The following is a 17,236-nucleotide window of genomic DNA, read 5'->3' as shown; positions in this document are numbered from 1 at the left end:
CAGCCCGGATGTGTCGGCTATGACGATTCCGGGCGCGGGCGTTCCGAGCGGCCGCCGAAATCATTGGCCAGGTACTCGTCGACGCGCGCGGCGAAGGTGGGATCGCCGCTGGCGAAACGCCTCATACGCAGCGGTTCCGATCGGCGCTGCACCCGCAGTGCGGCCAGGTGTATCGCGTTGCGGATGATCTCCGCCTCGCCGACGTTGCTCTGTGCGGCGGCCTCTTTGATGATGGCCAGGTCGTTGGCATCGGCGTAAGCCATCGTACGTTGGAGTGCCATGCGAGCATCGTGGCATATGTGCGGTTGGTAGATCCTGGGTGGCTATCCTCGTCAATGTTCCCTGATACCGATCCAGACGTAGTCCCTGGCGCGGGTAATTGCGACCAATTGCTGGCGCGCGGCAAGTTCGGCGCGATCGCGATCATGGCCGGTGAGCGGTTCCGTCGGACTAGCTTCCGTGGGGTGCAATACAGCCGCGAAATCGAGGCCCTTCGCCCGATGGACCGTCCCGACTTTCACTGCATCGCAGGATGTCCCGTCGTAGCTCTCCAGAAGGCAGATGGGAATGCCGACGGCTTCCAGCGCCCCGGCCAGTCGTTCGGCCATCTTGCGCGTCCTTGTCAGTACAGCAATGTCCGACAACCGTTTGCCGCAGGTACGGATGGCGTCGACAAGTCCGGCTTCGAGATAATGGTTCGGCCCATGCCACCTGACGACTTCCCCGTCAGGGAGCGTGACTTCGGCGTCACGGAGCAGGACCACGGGCTCGTTGTCGAAGCCGCCGAGCGAGTTCACCGCATCGATCTGTGCGGCGTGCGCCCAAATACGTTGCCGATTACGGTAATTAACTCGCATCACCGCGCCGCGGCCGCGAAGGCTGATACCCGCGTCGGCCAGTCGCCAGCCACCGGCGTAAACCTGCTGCTGACCGTCACCGAGTAATAGCAGCGAACTCGAGCCGCCGCCTCCAGCGATGGCATGCGCCAGCTGAAGGCCGGCGAGAGTCATATCCTGCACCTCGTCGACGACGACCATGTCGTACGGATCCGCCGGTTCGTTCCGGATTTCAGCCAAAGCGATGCTGATGACATCGCTGTAGTCGGATTTCCGGAGTTCTCGCATATCGAGAACATAAGGCGTGTAAAGCTTTTCCCAGACGGCTCGGCGCTGGTCGGCGTCGAGGAGGACGCCGTTGCGTCCAGTGCGGTCGATTCGCTGATATACGTCGAGATCGTCGATACCACGGCCTTTGATGACGCGGTCGATCTCCTCCCGCCAATAAGAGTCGTGCGGTTCGATGGCCTCGAAAGAGCCTCTGGCACTGTCCCATACATCGCGAAAGACCCGGTCGGCGCTCATTGGATCCAAGTCGGGCCGAAGTGCGCGCTCCTCCAGGAAGCGCATCGCCCATGAGTGCAAACTGGCAAATTTGACCCGGTCGGCAGTGCCGGGTGCCAATTGATGGAAGTGTGTTTCCTGGCAGGCGGCCAAGGTGGCAACGAAAGTCGTGTACAGCAGTCGACCGGTCGAGCGCTTTGCGTGTCGGGCCATACGATGCAGCGCGATCACGGTCTTGCCGGTGCCCGCCGGACCAGCGAACCTGGCAGGCCCTGAATAGTTTCGCGACACCAGGTCGAGCTGATCGGGATCGAGGAAGACCATCCATTCGTGAAATGGCCTCTGCAAAGCTGCATCCCGCTGCAGAGCGTTCACGTTTGATCGTTCGAATAGGGCTTCTTCGGTGTCGTCGTTCGAGTACGACCCGGCATCGACCTCGAGTAGCTGATACTCGCCGGCCTTGCCGGCCACGGTGCGGACGATCCGCTCGATCTGTTCGCGCCGGAATTCGCGGCGCCGTCCCTGGATGGTGTGATCGAGCTGCGCTACCTTGGCGACGGCGAAGCGGCCGTCCGTGCGAATGCTGCTTCGGTCTGGAGTCATCAACACGATCTGCACGTCGTGCGCCGCATACTGGCTGCGACCGAACAAGAGGTTGCCGAACAGAGTCTCGGCACGGTGCCGGATCCGATTCAATTCGGGCGGCACGGTGCTTGCGAAGACGAGCGCGAAAATACCAGTGCGACAGACGAGAAGCGCATCCGGCTGATCTCTCGGCGTGTTGGGCAGACCTCGATGTACGAGGAGGTGTCTACCTGGCTCTAGCGGAGCAGCACCGAAGAAATTCTTGTGATCCGAAGTGAGACAGGGTATTCGGGCCAGCGCATCCGCCACCCTGGTTTGCCAGTGTCGAGAAGCATCGCCGAGCATCGATCCCCCTTCGATCGAACACATGCCGAACTTTCGACGGTAGGGACGACGGCAGGGGAGCGCGGTGAGTTGGTCACTTCCGGACGGAACAGTTACCTACACCGGCGAACTGAGTGCTGGAATGTTGTCGATCCGCGACCCGAATGTGCCGTTTGTGTCGGTGGACAGTCGAACACGCAAGATACGGCCGCCGAACCGCTACGCTCAGAACAACAACAGTGTGCGGGAGGGCCGCGTGAGCGACGTCGGATCGTTGTGGGAGGCACTGGATGAGCAGCTGCTGCCGTTGCTCCGCCGATACCGACGCAACCTGGCGTCCCTGCAGGTCGACCGGAAAGCCGACAACACGCTGTTGTCGGAGGCAGACCTCGCCACACAGACGATCATCATCGAAACCATCAGTCGATACTTCCCGGGTTCCCGATTCGTCGCGGAAGAAGACGAGGCGGAGTTACCCAGCTCGGGTGAGCCGACGTGGATCGTCGATCCGATAGACGGCACGAGCCAGTTCGTTTCAGCCGATGGACGCGAGTTCTGTAGTGTCGTATGCCTTCTCGACGCCGGAGTCCCGGTGGCGGCATACGTCCTCGCACCCGAGTTGGGCGCCGACCGCACACCGATCTCGATCCATTGGTCCGGGGAAGTAACTGCGAACGGACAACCGGCCAAGCAACTGGCGCAATCGGGGAGACCGAGGCGAGCGTCGGTCACCCGAAGTAAGGATTCGGCCGCGCGGAAGTTCGAGACTGATCTCGCCGAGATCGGCTGTGTCATGAAGATCCGCACCACATCCCAAACCCTCGACATGGTCAGGGCCTGCATCGACCTTTCCGCGTGGACACAAGCCGCGGAGCATCAATACGACCTGTTCTACCGGCCCGACCAGAAGGTATGGGACGGAGCAGCGGGTATCGGTTTGGCTATCGCCATGGGGCGCGCGGCAACCGATGGCCGTGGGATCAGCCCGCTGCCGCTCGGTGAGCAGTTTCTGAGCCAGCGCGAGCCGACCTTCGCAGAGACGATTGCTGGCGATCCGGACTGCGTGCGGTGGTTCGTCGAGCTGCTGGCGGAGTACCGGAGCGGTTGATGTCGAATCGTGTCATGGTGGATGTCACGACGTTCATCAGCGCAGAAGAATTCATTCTCTCCCAGAATCACCGATCGCCGGCCCGACCGCGCGATCCTTTTGCGCAGCAAAGCTATGCGGAGCTGGTCCAGTCGCTGATCTACTTCGATGAGGTGCTTGTTCCTCACCCGACAAAGCTGGATCCGGTTGCTGCTGACTACGGCGACTTCCCCCGGATCCTCCGGCATCTCTTCGATCTGCGGATTGCGGTGCCGATGTCGATCCGGCCGAGTGACGAGCCTGCCCTCGTGGCGACCGAGCGCACCGCCGTGGAGACCCTCAAGACGACAGGTGTCGAGACCATGCTGAGGTTCATCGACAAGACTCGTCGCGCCGACCACGAAGTGCAAGGGCATGGTGGAGGGCAGCGGATGTTGGCGAAGATCGCGGCTTGGGCCGACTATCAATCGGAGAACGTCAAGAACGAGAGCCACCATGGTGCTCGCATCGGCATGGGCGGCGGTGCCGATGGCGTCGAGCGCGACCCCTTCGGCCAGTGGGCACGCGCATCCTCGTTCGCCATGGAGGGTCAGTTCCGCAGTCTGATCGATGACAGCGAGCAGCAGCTGTGGCTCATCGCCACGCTGGTGCGCTCGCTGCGCTATTCCGCGCGGGCAAAGGTGAATGGTGTTGCGTACACACCACATCCGCTTCGTCGCGACTTCTCGGTGATGTTTGACCTCTTCGATGACGGCGTCCCTGTGACCACGATCGAGGAAGTGATCTCGGCGGTGCGCGGGATACCGAGCGAGATCCGCAAGATCGCCGGGTCCCGGCAGGGGCGGCGCTTGCAGTTGCTCGAATACCAACTGCCGCTGCTGGGCGGAAGGCTGTGGTCGTTGAGAGACCGGGGGCGGCTCAGCGACGAACGCTGGCTGGAGATGATCTGTGGACGTATTGACGAATACCGCTCGCGGGCAGTGGATTTCCGGCGCGCGCTGTCCCGCTGTGACACCGAAGAGGAGGCTCGCCGCCTGGAACTCGACGTGGAAGGAGTTCGGGACCAGCTCCTTAGGCGGCTGGGTCTCGAGTCGGCGGAGAGGAACGAGATGGAGGCCGGGTTGATCGATGCGGTGGCTTCGGTGGCGGAGCTGGGAACCGGGATACCCATCACTCGGTCGCTTCGTCTCGCGTTGGTTCCCTTGCGGCGCTACTCCGGAACACTGGAGAGTCTGCATCAGAAATTCCTCTACCGGGAGTTCGTTCGCGGCATGTGAGGTGGACACCCACTGTGTAGTGGGTGGCAACGGGCCCTTCTGAGCCCTCAGATTAGGTACTCCGATTGGGGGAGTGCCCCATATAGACTGATCTGTTCGGCTGAAGTCTGTCAGTCCCTGTACTTACGATCATCGGAAACCCTTCGGGGGTGCGGCTCTGCTGGATCGACTGTGACCGGAAGGTCGGGGATCCGGTTTGGAAGGTGTGGTGTGGACGCATTCGGTGTGCTCGACAGGATCGTTGACGACTATCAGGCTTTCGTCTCCGGCTTCCTGAATATCAAGGACCCCGAAGTCAAGCAGAAGGTCGAATCCGAGATTGCCAACGGTCTGTTGTGGCCGGAGCCTTGGTTGGCTTTGAATCCGGCGTTCGAGCCGGGCGGCACCGTAACCGACCTCGTCGACCGCGAACTACTGCATCCGGCAACGCGCGAGATTTTCAGGGTCCGTACCGAGGACGACCGGTTCGGCCGGGAGATTTCGTTTCATCGTCATCAGAGCGATGCGTTCGAGATTGCCCAACGCGGCGAGTCATACGTGCTGACCACAGGCACCGGCTCCGGCAAGTCGATGTCCTACATCGTGCCGATCGTGGACCGGGTTCTGAGGGAAGGTTCTGGTCGCGGCGTCCGTGCAATAGTGGTGTATCCGATGAATGCACTGGCCAACAGTCAGCGCGGAGAGCTGCAGAAGTTTCTCGGCAGCGATAAGCCGAAAGTCACCTTCGGTCGCTACACCGGCCAGGAGTCCCGCAAAGAGCGCGAGACGATTCTGCAGGATCCCCCGGACATCCTGCTGACGAACTACGTGATGCTCGAGTTGATGCTCACTCGGCCCAAGGAACGCTCTGGGTTGATCACCAGTGCGGCGGAGCTGGCGTTCCTTGTACTCGACGAACTGCACACCTACCGCGGCCGACAGGGTGCCGACGTGGCGATGCTGATTCGTCGCCTGCGCGGCGCGGTCGGGGTGCGAGAGTTGCAATGCATCGGTACAAGCGCCACTCTCGCCGGTCCGGGTACCAAGGCCGAGCAACGCCAGCAGGTAGCGGACTTGGCCACGCGGATATTCGGCGCCGATATTCCCCCTGCGAACGTTATCGGTGAAACCCTCCGCCGCGCGACCTCGGGCGTAGCCGACCCAGCGGCATTGGCGGATCGGTTGCAGTTACCCACACCATCGACGTGGGAGGAGTTGCGCTGCGACCCGCTGGCAGTCTGGACCGAGCAAGAGTTCGGGCTTCGTGAGGACGACGAGGGCCAGCTCGCCCGGCAGATTCCCACTCGCTTGCGCACCGCGGCCGAGTCCTTGGCCAAACAGACTGATGTCGACCGGCATGTTTGCGAGGAGCAGCTGCGCGAACTGCTATTGGCGGGGTCCCGAGTGCGGGACACCCAGGATCGTCCGCTGTTCGCATTCAAGCTGCATCAGTTCATCGGCAAAGGCGACACAGCATATGCGACCCTCGACCAACCTGACCGCCGCTATCTGACCACCCAGTATCAGCGCAGCTCCCCGATCGGAGCCAAGGGGCAGCCACTGTTTCCATTGGCGTTCTGCCGTGAATGCGGCCAGGACTTTCTCGTCGTCAATCTCGACAGGAGCGGTGAGAACTTCAGCCCACGGATCCTCAATGGTGGTCGTGGGGAGCAAGCCGAAGCCACCGGGCTGTTGTTCATTACCGACGATCCGTGGCCCACCCCAACAGACCCGGCCATCGTTGATCTGGTTCCCGAAGACTGGGTGATCGAAACCGGTGGTCTCCGGGTACTCGACAAAGGCAGGCGCACCCGTCTTCCCGAGACGTACCGGGTTGATTCGTTCGGCACGATTACCGACGACGGTCTACCGGTCGCATTCTTCGAAACATTGCATTTCTGTCCCTCGTGCAGGACCAGCTATGAAAGCTCCCAGCAGTCGGAGTTTTCGCGTGTTGCAAGCTTGGGCACTGAGGGACGCGCCAGTGCGGTAACCGTGTTGTCGCAGGCCGTGGTGCGCACGCTGCGCGCTGGGACCGATCTCGATCCCGAGGCACGTAAGTTCCTGGTCTTTTCCGATAACCGTCAAGATGCCAGCCTGCAGGCGGGACATTTCAACGATTTCGTCCTTGTCGGACTGGTGCGTTCGGCTCTCTATCGCGCTGTCCTCGCCCAGCAGAAAGTCAATCCCGACGAACCGCTGGGGGACGAGAATCTCGGCCCCCAGGTGGTCGCTGCCCTCGGTGGTGACCTCGCGGACTTCGCGAAGGACGCATCCACCGCGCACGAGCGGATTCCGCGCACCAAGATCACCCGGGCGCTGCGTGATGCGGTCACGTACCGCCTGTGGGCCGATCTCAAACGTGGGTGGCGCATCACCATGCCCAATCTCGAGCAGACGGGGCAACTGCGATTGACCTATTTCGGGCTGGACGAACTTGCCGAGGACGATGCCGCATGGGCCGCCTGCGGCCAACCGCTCGCCAGCGCGGAACCGCAGACGCGTCAGCAGGTGATGCGCGTCCTGCTCGACGAACTTCGACGCAAACTGTGCATCGAATCGGAGTTCCTCACTGAGGAGAAGTACGACAGCATCAAGCGAGCGAGCCAGGACTGGCTGCGGGCGCCGTGGGCGCTGTCCGACGAGACCGGCGTGTACTCGGGTATCGCGTATCCCGGTGCCCGACCGAAATTCGAATCCGGGTCCGGTGCTGATCTGTATCTCTCAGGTCTCGGTGGGTATGGGCGCTGGCTGCGTCGACCCGAGCGGTTCCCGTTGCACGATCATGCACTCAAACCTGCCGACGTGGACGTCCTGATCGAATCGCTGCTAAAGGTGATGGCCGATGAAGGGATTCTCACCAAGATCGAGGAGCGCAACCGGCGCGTCGGTTATCGGGTCCAGGCGAGTCTGATTGAATGGCGTGCTGACACAGGCGAATTCCGGGCTCCGGATCCCATCCGCGGCAACCAGACCGAGGGAAGAGTCAACCCATTCTTCCGCGGCTTCTACGCCGAAACCGCCGCGCGGCTGGTCGGGCTGGAGGCCCGCGAACACACCGCTCAAGTTGAATCCAGTAAGAGGCAGGAGCGGGAAGCGTTGTTCGGCGCAGCGAAGCTGCCGGTCTTGTACTGCTCGCCAACGATGGAACTGGGCGTAGACATCAAGAGCCTCAATGTCGTCGGCATGCGGAACGTCCCCCCGACCCCAGCGAACTATGCCCAGCGTTCCGGGCGCGCCGGCCGGTCCGGTCAACCTGCCGTCGTGCTTACCTACTGTGCCACCGGAAATGCTCACGACGCCTACTATTTCGGCCGAGGCCAGGACATGGTCGCCGGAGCCGTCGCCCCGCCGCGCCTTGAGCTCGGTAACCAGGATCTGGTTCGTGCCCATGCCCACTCGATCTGGCTCGTCGTGTGCGACCTCGACCTAAAGGCCAGCATGGTCGACCTACTCGAGATCGACGAACCGGGCCAGCCGCTGCGAGCGGAAGTTCTCGCGACCATCGAATCTCCGACCAGCCAGGCGCGGGCCGTACAGGCTATCGCCAGGGTTCTCGAAGCAACCGAGGAGGTCACCTCGGCACCGTGGTGGACCGACACATGGGTTGTCGACACCGTTGACACCGCTGCCCGCCGGTTCGACCAGGCAGCTGAGCGATGGCGCAGCCTCTATCACGAGGCGCTGGTTGAACTCGACGCTGCCAATGACATCCTCAAAAACATCGGCGCCTCCGAACCATCCAAACGCCAAGCCCGTGGCCGGATCTCGGAGGCGCGCGCGGCACTGGACCTGCTCCGCGGGCAGGTCGACGACATCAACCAGGGGGACTTCTATCCCTATCGGTACTTCGCGTCCGAGGGGTTCCTGCCTGGCTACTCGTTCCCACGGCTTCCCTTGGCCGCGTTCATCCCCGCGGAGCGACGCACCAGGAACGGTCAAGGTGACTACGTTCAGCGGCCGCGATTCCTGGCGATCAGCGAGTTCGGACCTGGCGCCTTCATTTACCACGAGGGTGCCCGCTACGAGGTCAACCGGGTGAGCCTGCCCTCCCGTGAAGATGGCAGCGGTGTCAGCATCACCGAGATCAAGCGGTGCAACTCTTGCGGCTACCTGCACGAGGCGAACGGCCCGACCAGCGTCGAGTTCTGCGACCACTGCGGCGCGGGTTCACTCGAGACGCTGGACCGGATGATGCGCCTGATTTCGGTTAAGACCCGACGCCGTGACCGCATCAGCGCCGATGAGGACGAGCGTCAGCGCGCCGGCCACGAGATCGTTACTACTCTGCGGTTCGTCCCGCACGGAGAGCGCGCCGGGCAGTTGACCAGCAAACTGATCGTCGACGGCGCGACGACAGGCACCATGACCTACGGCGACACAGCGCTGATCCGCCGGATGAATGTCGGGTTGCGCCGCCGCAAAGACAAGCACGTCAAAGGTCATCTGCTTGACACATCGGAAGGCCGATGGGCGCGGGAAGCGGACTTGGACAAGAACACCCACGGTGATCCGGTGCCACGGGTCCGAAGAGTCGTACCGTACGTCGAGGACCATCGCAACGCACTACTGCTGCATCTCGACCCGGCCATTCCGCAGGAAGTGCGGATGGCCGCGATGTACGCGCTCAAACGCGCCGTCGAAGCGGTGTTCCAGCTCGAAAGCAGCGAGCTGGCTGTCGAGCCGATGCCCGGCGGCTCCGGCGACCACGCGTGGTCTCGGCTCTTGTTCTTCGAGGCCGCCGAAGGAGGAGCTGGTGTGTTGCGTCGGCTCGCGACCGAGGACCAGCAGATCCGCGCAGTGGCTCGCAAGGCCCTCGATATCCTGCACTTCGACCCGGATACCGGCGCCGACCGCCACCGCGCCGAGCACGCTGCGGAGGACTGCGCGCAAGCTTGCTACGACTGTCTGTTGTCCTACAGCAATCAGTGGGACCATCAGCACCTCGACCGGCACTGCGTCACCGACCTGCTACGGGACTTGATGCGGGCGACAGTGGAGGTCGGGGCTAACGGAGAAGATCGATCGGACCAGTTGCGCCGTCTCACGGGACAGAGCAACAGCCTCGAACAGCACTTCCTGGAACTGCTCGACGAGCACGGCTACCGGCTCCCCGATACAGCGCAACAACTCGTCGACGGCTACTACGTCCGCCCCGACTTCGCCTTCCACACACCCGGCGCGGACGTCGCGGTCTTCATCGACGGCGCCATCCACGATTCCGCACACCAATCCGAGAAGGACGAACAGGCCCAGATGAAACTCATCGACGAAGCCGGGTGGATGGTGCTGCGTTTCCACCATGCCGACGCTGATGCCGGCTGGCTGCAGATCATCGAGGACAACCCCGACGTGTTCGGCCAGGGGCGAGTCGGAGCATGACCACTGTCGAATTTCCGGCTGGAACTCTGGTGCGCGCCCGTGGACGGGACTGGCTCGTGTTGCCCGGTGCTCCCGATGGTCTGGTGCTGGCTCGCCCTCTGGGGGGCCGCGAGGACGAAACCACCGTATTGCTCCCCGAATTCGACGCTCCCACGTCGGCGGTGTTCACCCCGCCGGACGTTGACGACCGCGGTGATGCCGCCCGCGCCCGACTGCTCCGCGATGCTCTGCGTCTGTCGTTCCGCGCTACCGGTGGTCCTTTTCGATCATTTGCGAACCTGGCCGTCACTCCGCGGAACTACCAGCTGGTTCCGCTGATGATGGCCACCGCACAGGACACCACACGGCTGCTGATCGCGGACGGTGTCGGTGTGGGCAAGACCGTCGAGGCCGGCTTGATCGCCGCTGAGCTACTCGCCGTCGGTGACGCCCAGCGACTGGCAGTGCTCTGTTCGCCACAGCTGGCACCGCAATGGCAGGCCGAGCTGCGCCGAAAGTTCGGCATCGACGCACAACTGCTTTTGCCGTCCACGGTGAACCGGCTGAAAGTCCCATGGGGCTCCAACGTCTATGAGCACTACCCGTATCTGGTGATCTCCACCGACTTCATCAAACAGCGCAGCCGCCGTGACGAATTCGCGCTCAACTGCCCTGAACTGGTGATCGTCGACGAAGCCCACACCTCTGTAGCGGCCAGCACCGTCGGTAACACCCAGGCGCACCTGCGCTACACGCTGTTACGCAAGATCGCCGACGACCCGAACCGGCATCTGCTGCTGTTGACCGCAACACCGCACAGCGGCGACGACAGCGCGTGGCAGTCTCTGATCGGTCTCCTTGATACTCAACTCGCGGAGCTACCGGCCGACCTGTCCGGGCGGGACCGGGAAGACGATCGTAAACTGCTCGCGAAGTTCATGATTCAACGCCAGCGCGCCGATATCCGCGCGTATCTGCACGAGGACACCCCGTTTCCGAAACGGGAATCCACCGAGACCAGCTACAAACTCACCCGGGAATACCGCGCCCTGTTCGACGATGTGATGACGTTCGTGCGTGAGCAGGTTGCCGATCCGAAGCTGAATACTGTGCACCAACGCGTGCGGTGGTGGTCGGCGATTGCCCTGCTGCGGTGCCTCGCGTCCAGCCCCGCTGCGGCGGAGCAGACCCTACTCAACCGTTCCACGCTCACCTCCCTTGAGTCAGTCGCCGACGCTGATGCCCTCGCCGCTCCGCGGGTGCTCGATGGTGATCTCGACGAAGCACTCGAGGGCGAGGACACCACACTCGGTGCCGATACCACCGATCCAGAGACTCCCGACAGCGCCACCCGTCGGCGCTTGCGTGCGCTCGCCGCTACCGCAGCAGCGCTGAAGGGACCCAAAGCCGACGCCAAACTCGGGCGGCTCATCCCGCTGCTCGGCGATCTGCTGGGGGCGGGATATCACCCAATCGTGTTCTGCCGCTACATTCCCACCGCCGAATACCTCGCTGAGCACTTGCACACGGCCCTGGTCAAGAAGCGCCCCGGCCTGCGCGTCGAAGCGGTCACCGGCATCCTGCCTCCAGAAGAACGGGAGGACCGGGTCGGGGGGTTGGCACAGCACGATGGTCCGAGGCTGCTCGTCGCCACGGACTGCATGTCCGAGGGCATCAACCTGCAGGATGGGTTCACTGCGGTGGTGCACTATGACCTCGCCTGGAACCCGACCCGCCATGAGCAGCGCGAAGGTCGTGTCGACCGATTCGGTCAACGCGCCGACACCGTCCGCGCCGTCACCTACTACGGCGAAGACAACGGCATCGACGGGGTTGTCCTGCAAGTGCTGATCCGGCGACACGAGAACATACGCCGCAGTACCGGAGTCTCGGTCCCGGTCCCAGTCGACTCGACCACTGTCATGAAGGCGATCTGGGAATCACTTCTGCTGCGCGGCACCGAGACCGAGCAACTCGCGCTCGACTTCGGGACTGCCACTTCCGCGTCGCTGGCCGAAGCCGTCGACGTGCAATGGATCGACGCCGCAGAACGGGAGAAAGCCTCCCGTTCCCGATTCCGCCAGGCAGGATTGCAACCCGACGCGGTCGCCGAAACCTTGACCGAGGTACGCCGCTCACTCGGCGGACCCGCCGACGCTGAAACATTCACTCGCGATGCCCTGACCTTGCTGTCCGCGCAGCTAAGCGATACCGACGACGGATTCACCGCCCGCATCGACACCGTGCCGCCCGCTGTACGCGACCAGCTGCCTCCGGTCAAAGAACACCGGTTGCACTTTCACCGCTCATTCCCGGTACCGCCAACCCACAATGTCCTGACCCGCACCGACCCGGCGGTGGAATCGTTGGCGCGGTACGTGCTCGATTCCGCACTCGACGCCGATCTGGCCCCTGCCCTGCGGCCAACGCGACGCGCTGGGGTGATGCGCTCGATCGGCGTCGACAAAGTGACCACTCTGTTGGTCGTGCGATTCCGACTCGAGATCGTGCTGCCCGGTTCCCGCACCACCATCACCCAGGTGGCCGAAGAAGCCCGGTTCCTTGCCTTCACTGCCAGCGCCGACGAGGTCATGTGGCTGGACGACGACGCTGTCGACTCGCTCCTGCGGCTCGCCCCGACCGGCAACGTCGCCGATGCACTGGCCCGCACTCAGCTCGGTCGCGCCCTCGACCGCCTCGATTCTGTGTCAAACCACCTGCTCGATCGCGGTGAGCACGTCGCGGGGACTATCTGCGACGACCATCGCAAGGTGCGTTCTGCGCGCAAGGCCAGCAGCCGCACTGTCAAGGCACGCCTACTGCCCCCGCCGGACGTCTTGGGTGTGTACGTCTATCTGCCTGACAGGAGTGGCTCGTGACTGGGCTGTCGTCGTTCCGGTCCGTCCGCACCGTCGGAACGGTTCTGCCGAGCGAAGCTCTATCCCTCGGCGCTGAACTCCGAATGCCCAGACAGACCGCCACCGACTACCAACTGCCTCCTGGCATGACGATCAACGCGGCCATCGCCCGCGCTTGGGAAGCAATGCTCGCCACTCACCGCGAGTGGGAACGCGCCCTCGATCGCCTGCCCGCAGGTGACCCCGCCACCAAGGTGACTCGCGAAAAATGGCTGCTGCCACTGCTGTACGAACTCGGGTGGGGTCGGCCCGAGGTTCTTACCGCTGGCTTGGACGTCGCGCCCGGCCTCGGCGAAACCGCCGCGCCGCACTTCACGATTTCCCACCGCCTCTCCTGGCCCGACGCATCCAATCCGGCAGTGTGGGCACCGATCCACCTTGTCGGCGCCGGTGTCGCCCTCGACACCAAGACCGCGAGCGTGACCGCCCGTGCACCGCAGTCGATGCTGCAGGACTACCTCAACCGCGAGGACCGGGCGCTGTGGGCGCTGTTGTCGAACGGCAGGACCCTGCGACTGCTGCGCGACGCCTCGACGTTGTCGAAACAGTCCTACGTCGAGTTCGATCTCGATGACATCTTCACCAACCAGCGCTACGCGGACTTCAGGCTGCTGTTCCTCACCACTCACGCGAGTCGCTTTTCCCCGCATGCCGAGGAACCTGCCCCGGCCGCCGATGATGTCGAAGCCGAACCTCCCACGCTGAGTGCCGAGAGCTGCTGGCTCGAAAAATGGCGAGTCACAGCGATCGACAACGGCGCCCGTGCCCTGCTCACCCTGCAGCAAGGAGTGGCGCAGGCGCTGCAACACCTCGGTACCGGATTCGTCGCACATCAAGCCAACGCGGCTCTGCGCGAGTCCCTGGCTGTTGCACCGCACGCCGACCGCGATCTACACCGTGCCCTGCTGCGGATCGCCTATCGACTGATTGTGTTATTCGTCGCCGAAGACCGCGATTTGCTGCACACCGCTACCGTAGACACCCAGGCCCGTCATCTTTACGCCGATCACTTCTCGACCGCCCGGCTGCGCCGGATGTCCATCGCGCACGCGGGTAGCAGGCACACCGACCTTTGGGAAGCGCACCAGATCGTCACCGACGCCCTAGCCGGCGACGGACTTCCGCCCCTGGGGCTGAGCGGACTCGGAGCCTCACTGTTCGCCCGAGATGCTTTGAGCATCCTAAACGGTGCTCAGTTGCCCAACCATGCACTCCTCGCGGCGATCCGGGCCCTCGCACAGATCGATGACCCAGTCACCGGCACACCCCGCCCCGTGGACTACCGCAACCTCGACAGCGAGGAACTCGGCGGCATGTACGAGGGACTGCTGGCATACACACCGCGCTACACCCCCGCCGCCCGCACCTTTACCCTCGACCTCGCTGCAGGTAACGATCGAAAGAAATCCGGTTCGTACTACACCCCGTCCGAGTTGATCGATCTTGTTCTCGACGAAGCCCTCGACCCGCTGATCGACGAGGCACTGCGCACGGCCGACGCCGAACACGCCCTGCTGGCCCTGACGGTTATTGATCCCGCATGCGGCAGTGGACATTTCGTTGTTGCGGCGGCACGTCGTATCGCCTCCGCCGTGGCGACAGTGCGGACCGGAGACACCGAACCGAACCCAGCTGCACTGCGTGCCGCTACCGCCGACGTCATCGAACACTGCGTCTACGGTGTCGACCTCAACGACCTCGCCATCGAAATCACCAAGGTCGCCCTGTGGCTCGAAGCGTTCGACGCCGAGCGTCCGTTCCCATTTCTCGACGCCCACTTCCGCGTCGGCAACGCGCTGCTCGGTACTACGCCGAAGCTGTTGCGCGACAACATTCCCGATTCGGCCTTCACGGTGCTCGGCGACGACGACAAAGGGTGGACCAGTAAACTCAAGGCCCGCAACAAGTCCGAGCGCAACGCCGACGTCGACCAGCTCACCCTCAGCTTCGGGCCGGAGACCCTCAACGTCGAAACCACCGCGTTCACCAAGAAAGCCCGCGATGCCGACGCCGGCCACGCCGGTAATCTGAGCCGGGTGCGGGCCCGAGCCGATGCGTGGCGTGCCCTAGAGATCGACCCGGATCTGCTTGCCGCCAAGCTCGCCGCGGACGCCTGGTGCGCAGCCTTCGTCCAATCCAAAACCAAGGACTCCGGGCAGGGCATCACTCACGACACCCTGCGCCGCCTCGCGGAGGACCCGGGATCCGTACCGGAGACCGTCATCGCGCAGATCAACACGCTCGCCCGCCAATACCGATTCTTCCATTGGCATCTCGAATTTCCGGGCATCTTCACCGCCCCCGCCAACGGCGGCGACGTCGATACCGGCTGGACGGGCGGCTTCTCTTGCGTCCTCGGCAACCCTCCATGGGAACGAGTCAAGATCCAAGACAAAGAGTTCTTCGGCAACCTTGGCCGCACGGATATCGAAACCGCCAAGACCGCCGCTATCCGTAAGACCATGATCGTAGACCTGGCAGTGTCGGATCCCACTCTGCATCAGGCGTACCGGGACGCGATTCGCCAATCCGACGGTACCGCGCACCTGTTGCTCAAGAGTGGCCGCTATCCGCTCACCGGCCAAGGCGACGTCAACACGTACAGCGTGTTCGCAGAAACCCTGCGCACCGTCGCCGGGCCGACTGGCACGGTCGGCATCATTACCCCCACAGGTCTAGCGACCGACAATACAACCGCGCCCTTCTTCTCTGACACTCTACGTACTAATCGGCTACTGGCGTTCTACGATTTCGAAAACGAAGCGAAGATCTTCAAGGATGTGAACAATCGACCCAGATTCGCGGTCACCGCCTTGACCGGCAGAGAGCGCAAGGTCGATACAACCCGATTCGCCTTCCTTGTTCGGCATATCGTCGACGTGCCGTCGCGCAAGTTCGAGCTCACACCTGCTGAAGTCCTCGCGATAAACCCGAACACCGGCACTTTGCCGATGTTCCGAACGCGCATCGACGCCGATATCACCCTCGGCATCTACCGGCGGCACCCCATTCTGATCCGCGACAACGATCCAGATGGAGACCCTTGGGGCCTCAACTCTAATTTTGCTCGTGCCTTTGATATGGCTACCGATTCGGAGCTATTCCGACAACCTAACGATCTGGCGGATGCTCAATTCAACGGCTGGTCCTACGAAGGCTACGGCAAAGAGTACGTGCCGCTGTACGAAGCAAAGATGCTTAGTCACTTCGACCATCGATTCGGCACCTACCTCGGTTCCACCCAAGCGCAAATCAACAAAGGCACGCTGCCCAGGTTGACGGAAACTCAGCACAACGATCCGAGTATCGAACCGCTCGCCCGCTACTGGATCGACCGAACCAAGGTCACCGCGAAACTGGCCGAGAAGTGGGATCGGGACTGGCTTTTGGGGTGGCGTGATATCGCACGAACCACTGACTACCGTACCTTCGCGCCATCAGTCCTACCGATAAGTGCAGTTGGGGATAAGTTTCCCCTCGCGTTTCCCGTGATTCACGGCAATGGTCCGCTGTTGCACGCAGTGTGGTCGAGTATGGCGTTCGACTACATTGCACGGCAGAAGCTCAGCGGTGCCGGGATGAAGTACTTCATTGTGAAGCAACTCGCCTGCCCCACACCGTCCATCTTCGCCCGGCCTGCTCCCTGGCAGCCCGACCTCACCCTCACCCAATGGGTCTGCCCCTATGTGCTCGAATTATCCTATACCTCATGGCGATTGAAGCCATACGCGATCGAGCTCGGTGACGACGGCGCGCCATTCCAGTGGGATGTCGAGCGTCGGGAATTGCTTCGGGCTGACCTCGATGCCGCCTTCCTTCATGTGTACGGACTGTCCCGCACCGAAGCGGTGCACGTACTTGACTCCTTCACCGTCGTACGCAAATACGAGGAACGAGACTTCGGCGAATACCGCACCCGCCGCCTAGTCCTCGACGCCTACGACCGCATGGCGGCCGCAATCGCCAAGGGCGGCACTGGCTGGACGGCACTGTCCGACATACGTGCAGGAGGAGGGAACCGCCACGACCTGCCATAGTTCAGCGCATCGAGGCTTCCGTCGAAAGGTTTCCCAGGTGTCTTGCCTTGGCCCGCGGGGCAGCCGTCGGCACCCTGCTGACCTCTCGGGGACCAAGTCTTCGTATTCAATCGCAGCTTCAGCCAGTCGTTCCCAACACATTCGTCAACTCAATTCTGGTTGTGCTGCCAGCGCCGCACATACGCCGCGGCGAAGCTACATCAGCGGCCGATCGGTTTGTATCCGGTTGCGGGGCAGGGGATTTTGATGCGCGGTACCGGAATGTCCACGCAAGATCTTCGCCGAGTAGATCGACGATCTGGCCGGCCTGCGGGCAACAGATCGTCCA

General features: G+C 62.9%; 8 protein-coding genes. 5 read left to right on the top strand and 3 right to left on the bottom strand.

Annotation, left to right across the window (positions count from 1 at the left end; genetic code table 11):
• Positions 1-17: 17 nt before the first annotated feature.
• Both OG874_RS23550 and OG874_RS23545 read right to left on the bottom strand, forming a co-directional pair.
• Positions 18-281: a hypothetical protein gene (locus OG874_RS23550; RefSeq protein ID WP_330249314.1), complete on the bottom strand. Its 264-nt coding sequence runs from the start codon at positions 279-281 to the stop codon at positions 18-20.
• A gap of 51 nt (positions 282-332) precedes the next feature.
• On the bottom strand, positions 333-2,270 hold the full coding sequence (locus OG874_RS23545; RefSeq protein WP_330249313.1) for a UvrD-helicase domain-containing protein: 1,938 nt from the start codon (positions 2,268-2,270) through the stop codon (positions 333-335).
• Between the two features lie 235 nt (positions 2,271-2,505).
• On the opposite strand from OG874_RS23545, the gene OG874_RS23540 reads away from it, so the two are divergent.
• From OG874_RS23540 to OG874_RS23525, 4 genes are all read left to right on the top strand, one after another.
• Positions 2,506-3,357 (top strand): inositol monophosphatase family protein, encoded by an 852-nt coding sequence (locus OG874_RS23540; protein WP_330249312.1) that lies wholly within the window; start codon positions 2,506-2,508, stop codon positions 3,355-3,357.
• A 14-nt stretch (positions 3,358-3,371) separates the two neighbouring features.
• Positions 3,372-4,613, top strand: coding sequence for a hypothetical protein (locus OG874_RS23535; RefSeq protein WP_330249311.1), 1,242 nt, complete (start codon positions 3,372-3,374; stop codon positions 4,611-4,613).
• Between the two features lie 210 nt (positions 4,614-4,823).
• Entirely contained in the window at positions 4,824-9,974 is a 5,151-nt protein-coding gene (locus OG874_RS23530; protein WP_330249310.1) for a DEAD/DEAH box helicase, read from the top strand.
• On the top strand, positions 9,971-12,832 hold the full coding sequence (locus OG874_RS23525) for a helicase-related protein (protein ID WP_330249309.1): 2,862 nt from the start codon (positions 9,971-9,973) through the stop codon (positions 12,830-12,832). Before OG874_RS23530 ends, OG874_RS23525 begins: the two co-directional genes overlap by 4 nt.
• 59 nt (positions 12,833-12,891) lie before the next feature.
• Here the strand turns inward: OG874_RS23525 and OG874_RS23520 are convergent, their stop codons facing one another.
• Positions 12,892-13,197 carry a hypothetical protein gene (locus OG874_RS23520; protein ID WP_330249308.1) on the bottom strand — a complete coding sequence of 102 codons (306 nt, stop codon included), beginning with the start codon at positions 13,195-13,197 and terminating at the stop codon, positions 12,892-12,894.
• A 462-nt stretch (positions 13,198-13,659) separates the two neighbouring features.
• On the opposite strand from OG874_RS23520, the gene OG874_RS23515 reads away from it, so the two are divergent.
• Positions 13,660-16,908 (top strand): Eco57I restriction-modification methylase domain-containing protein, encoded by a 3,249-nt coding sequence (locus OG874_RS23515; RefSeq protein ID WP_330249307.1) that lies wholly within the window; start codon positions 13,660-13,662, stop codon positions 16,906-16,908.
• The last annotated feature ends 328 nt before the right edge of the window (positions 16,909-17,236 follow it).

Origin of the sequence: Nocardia sp. NBC_00565 (assembly GCF_036345915.1) — a bacterium.
In the GTDB taxonomy this organism is placed as follows: Bacteria; Actinomycetota; Actinomycetes; order Mycobacteriales; family Mycobacteriaceae; genus Nocardia.
The sequence above is the reverse complement of the archived record's forward strand: the minus strand, read 5'-3'. Positions and strand labels throughout refer to the sequence as shown.

Coding starts and splice junctions, on each gene's coding strand:
- OG874_RS23550 (WP_330249314.1), bottom strand. CDS start 281: ATGGCACTCCAACGTACGATGGCTTACGCCGATGCCAACGACCTGGCC.
- OG874_RS23545 (WP_330249313.1), bottom strand. CDS start 2,270: ATGCTCGGCGATGCTTCTCGACACTGGCAAACCAGGGTGGCGGATGCG.
- OG874_RS23535 (WP_330249311.1), top strand. CDS start 3,372: ATGGTGGATGTCACGACGTTCATCAGCGCAGAAGAATTCATTCTCTCC.
- OG874_RS23525 (WP_330249309.1), top strand. CDS start 9,971: ATGACCACTGTCGAATTTCCGGCTGGAACTCTGGTGCGCGCCCGTGGA.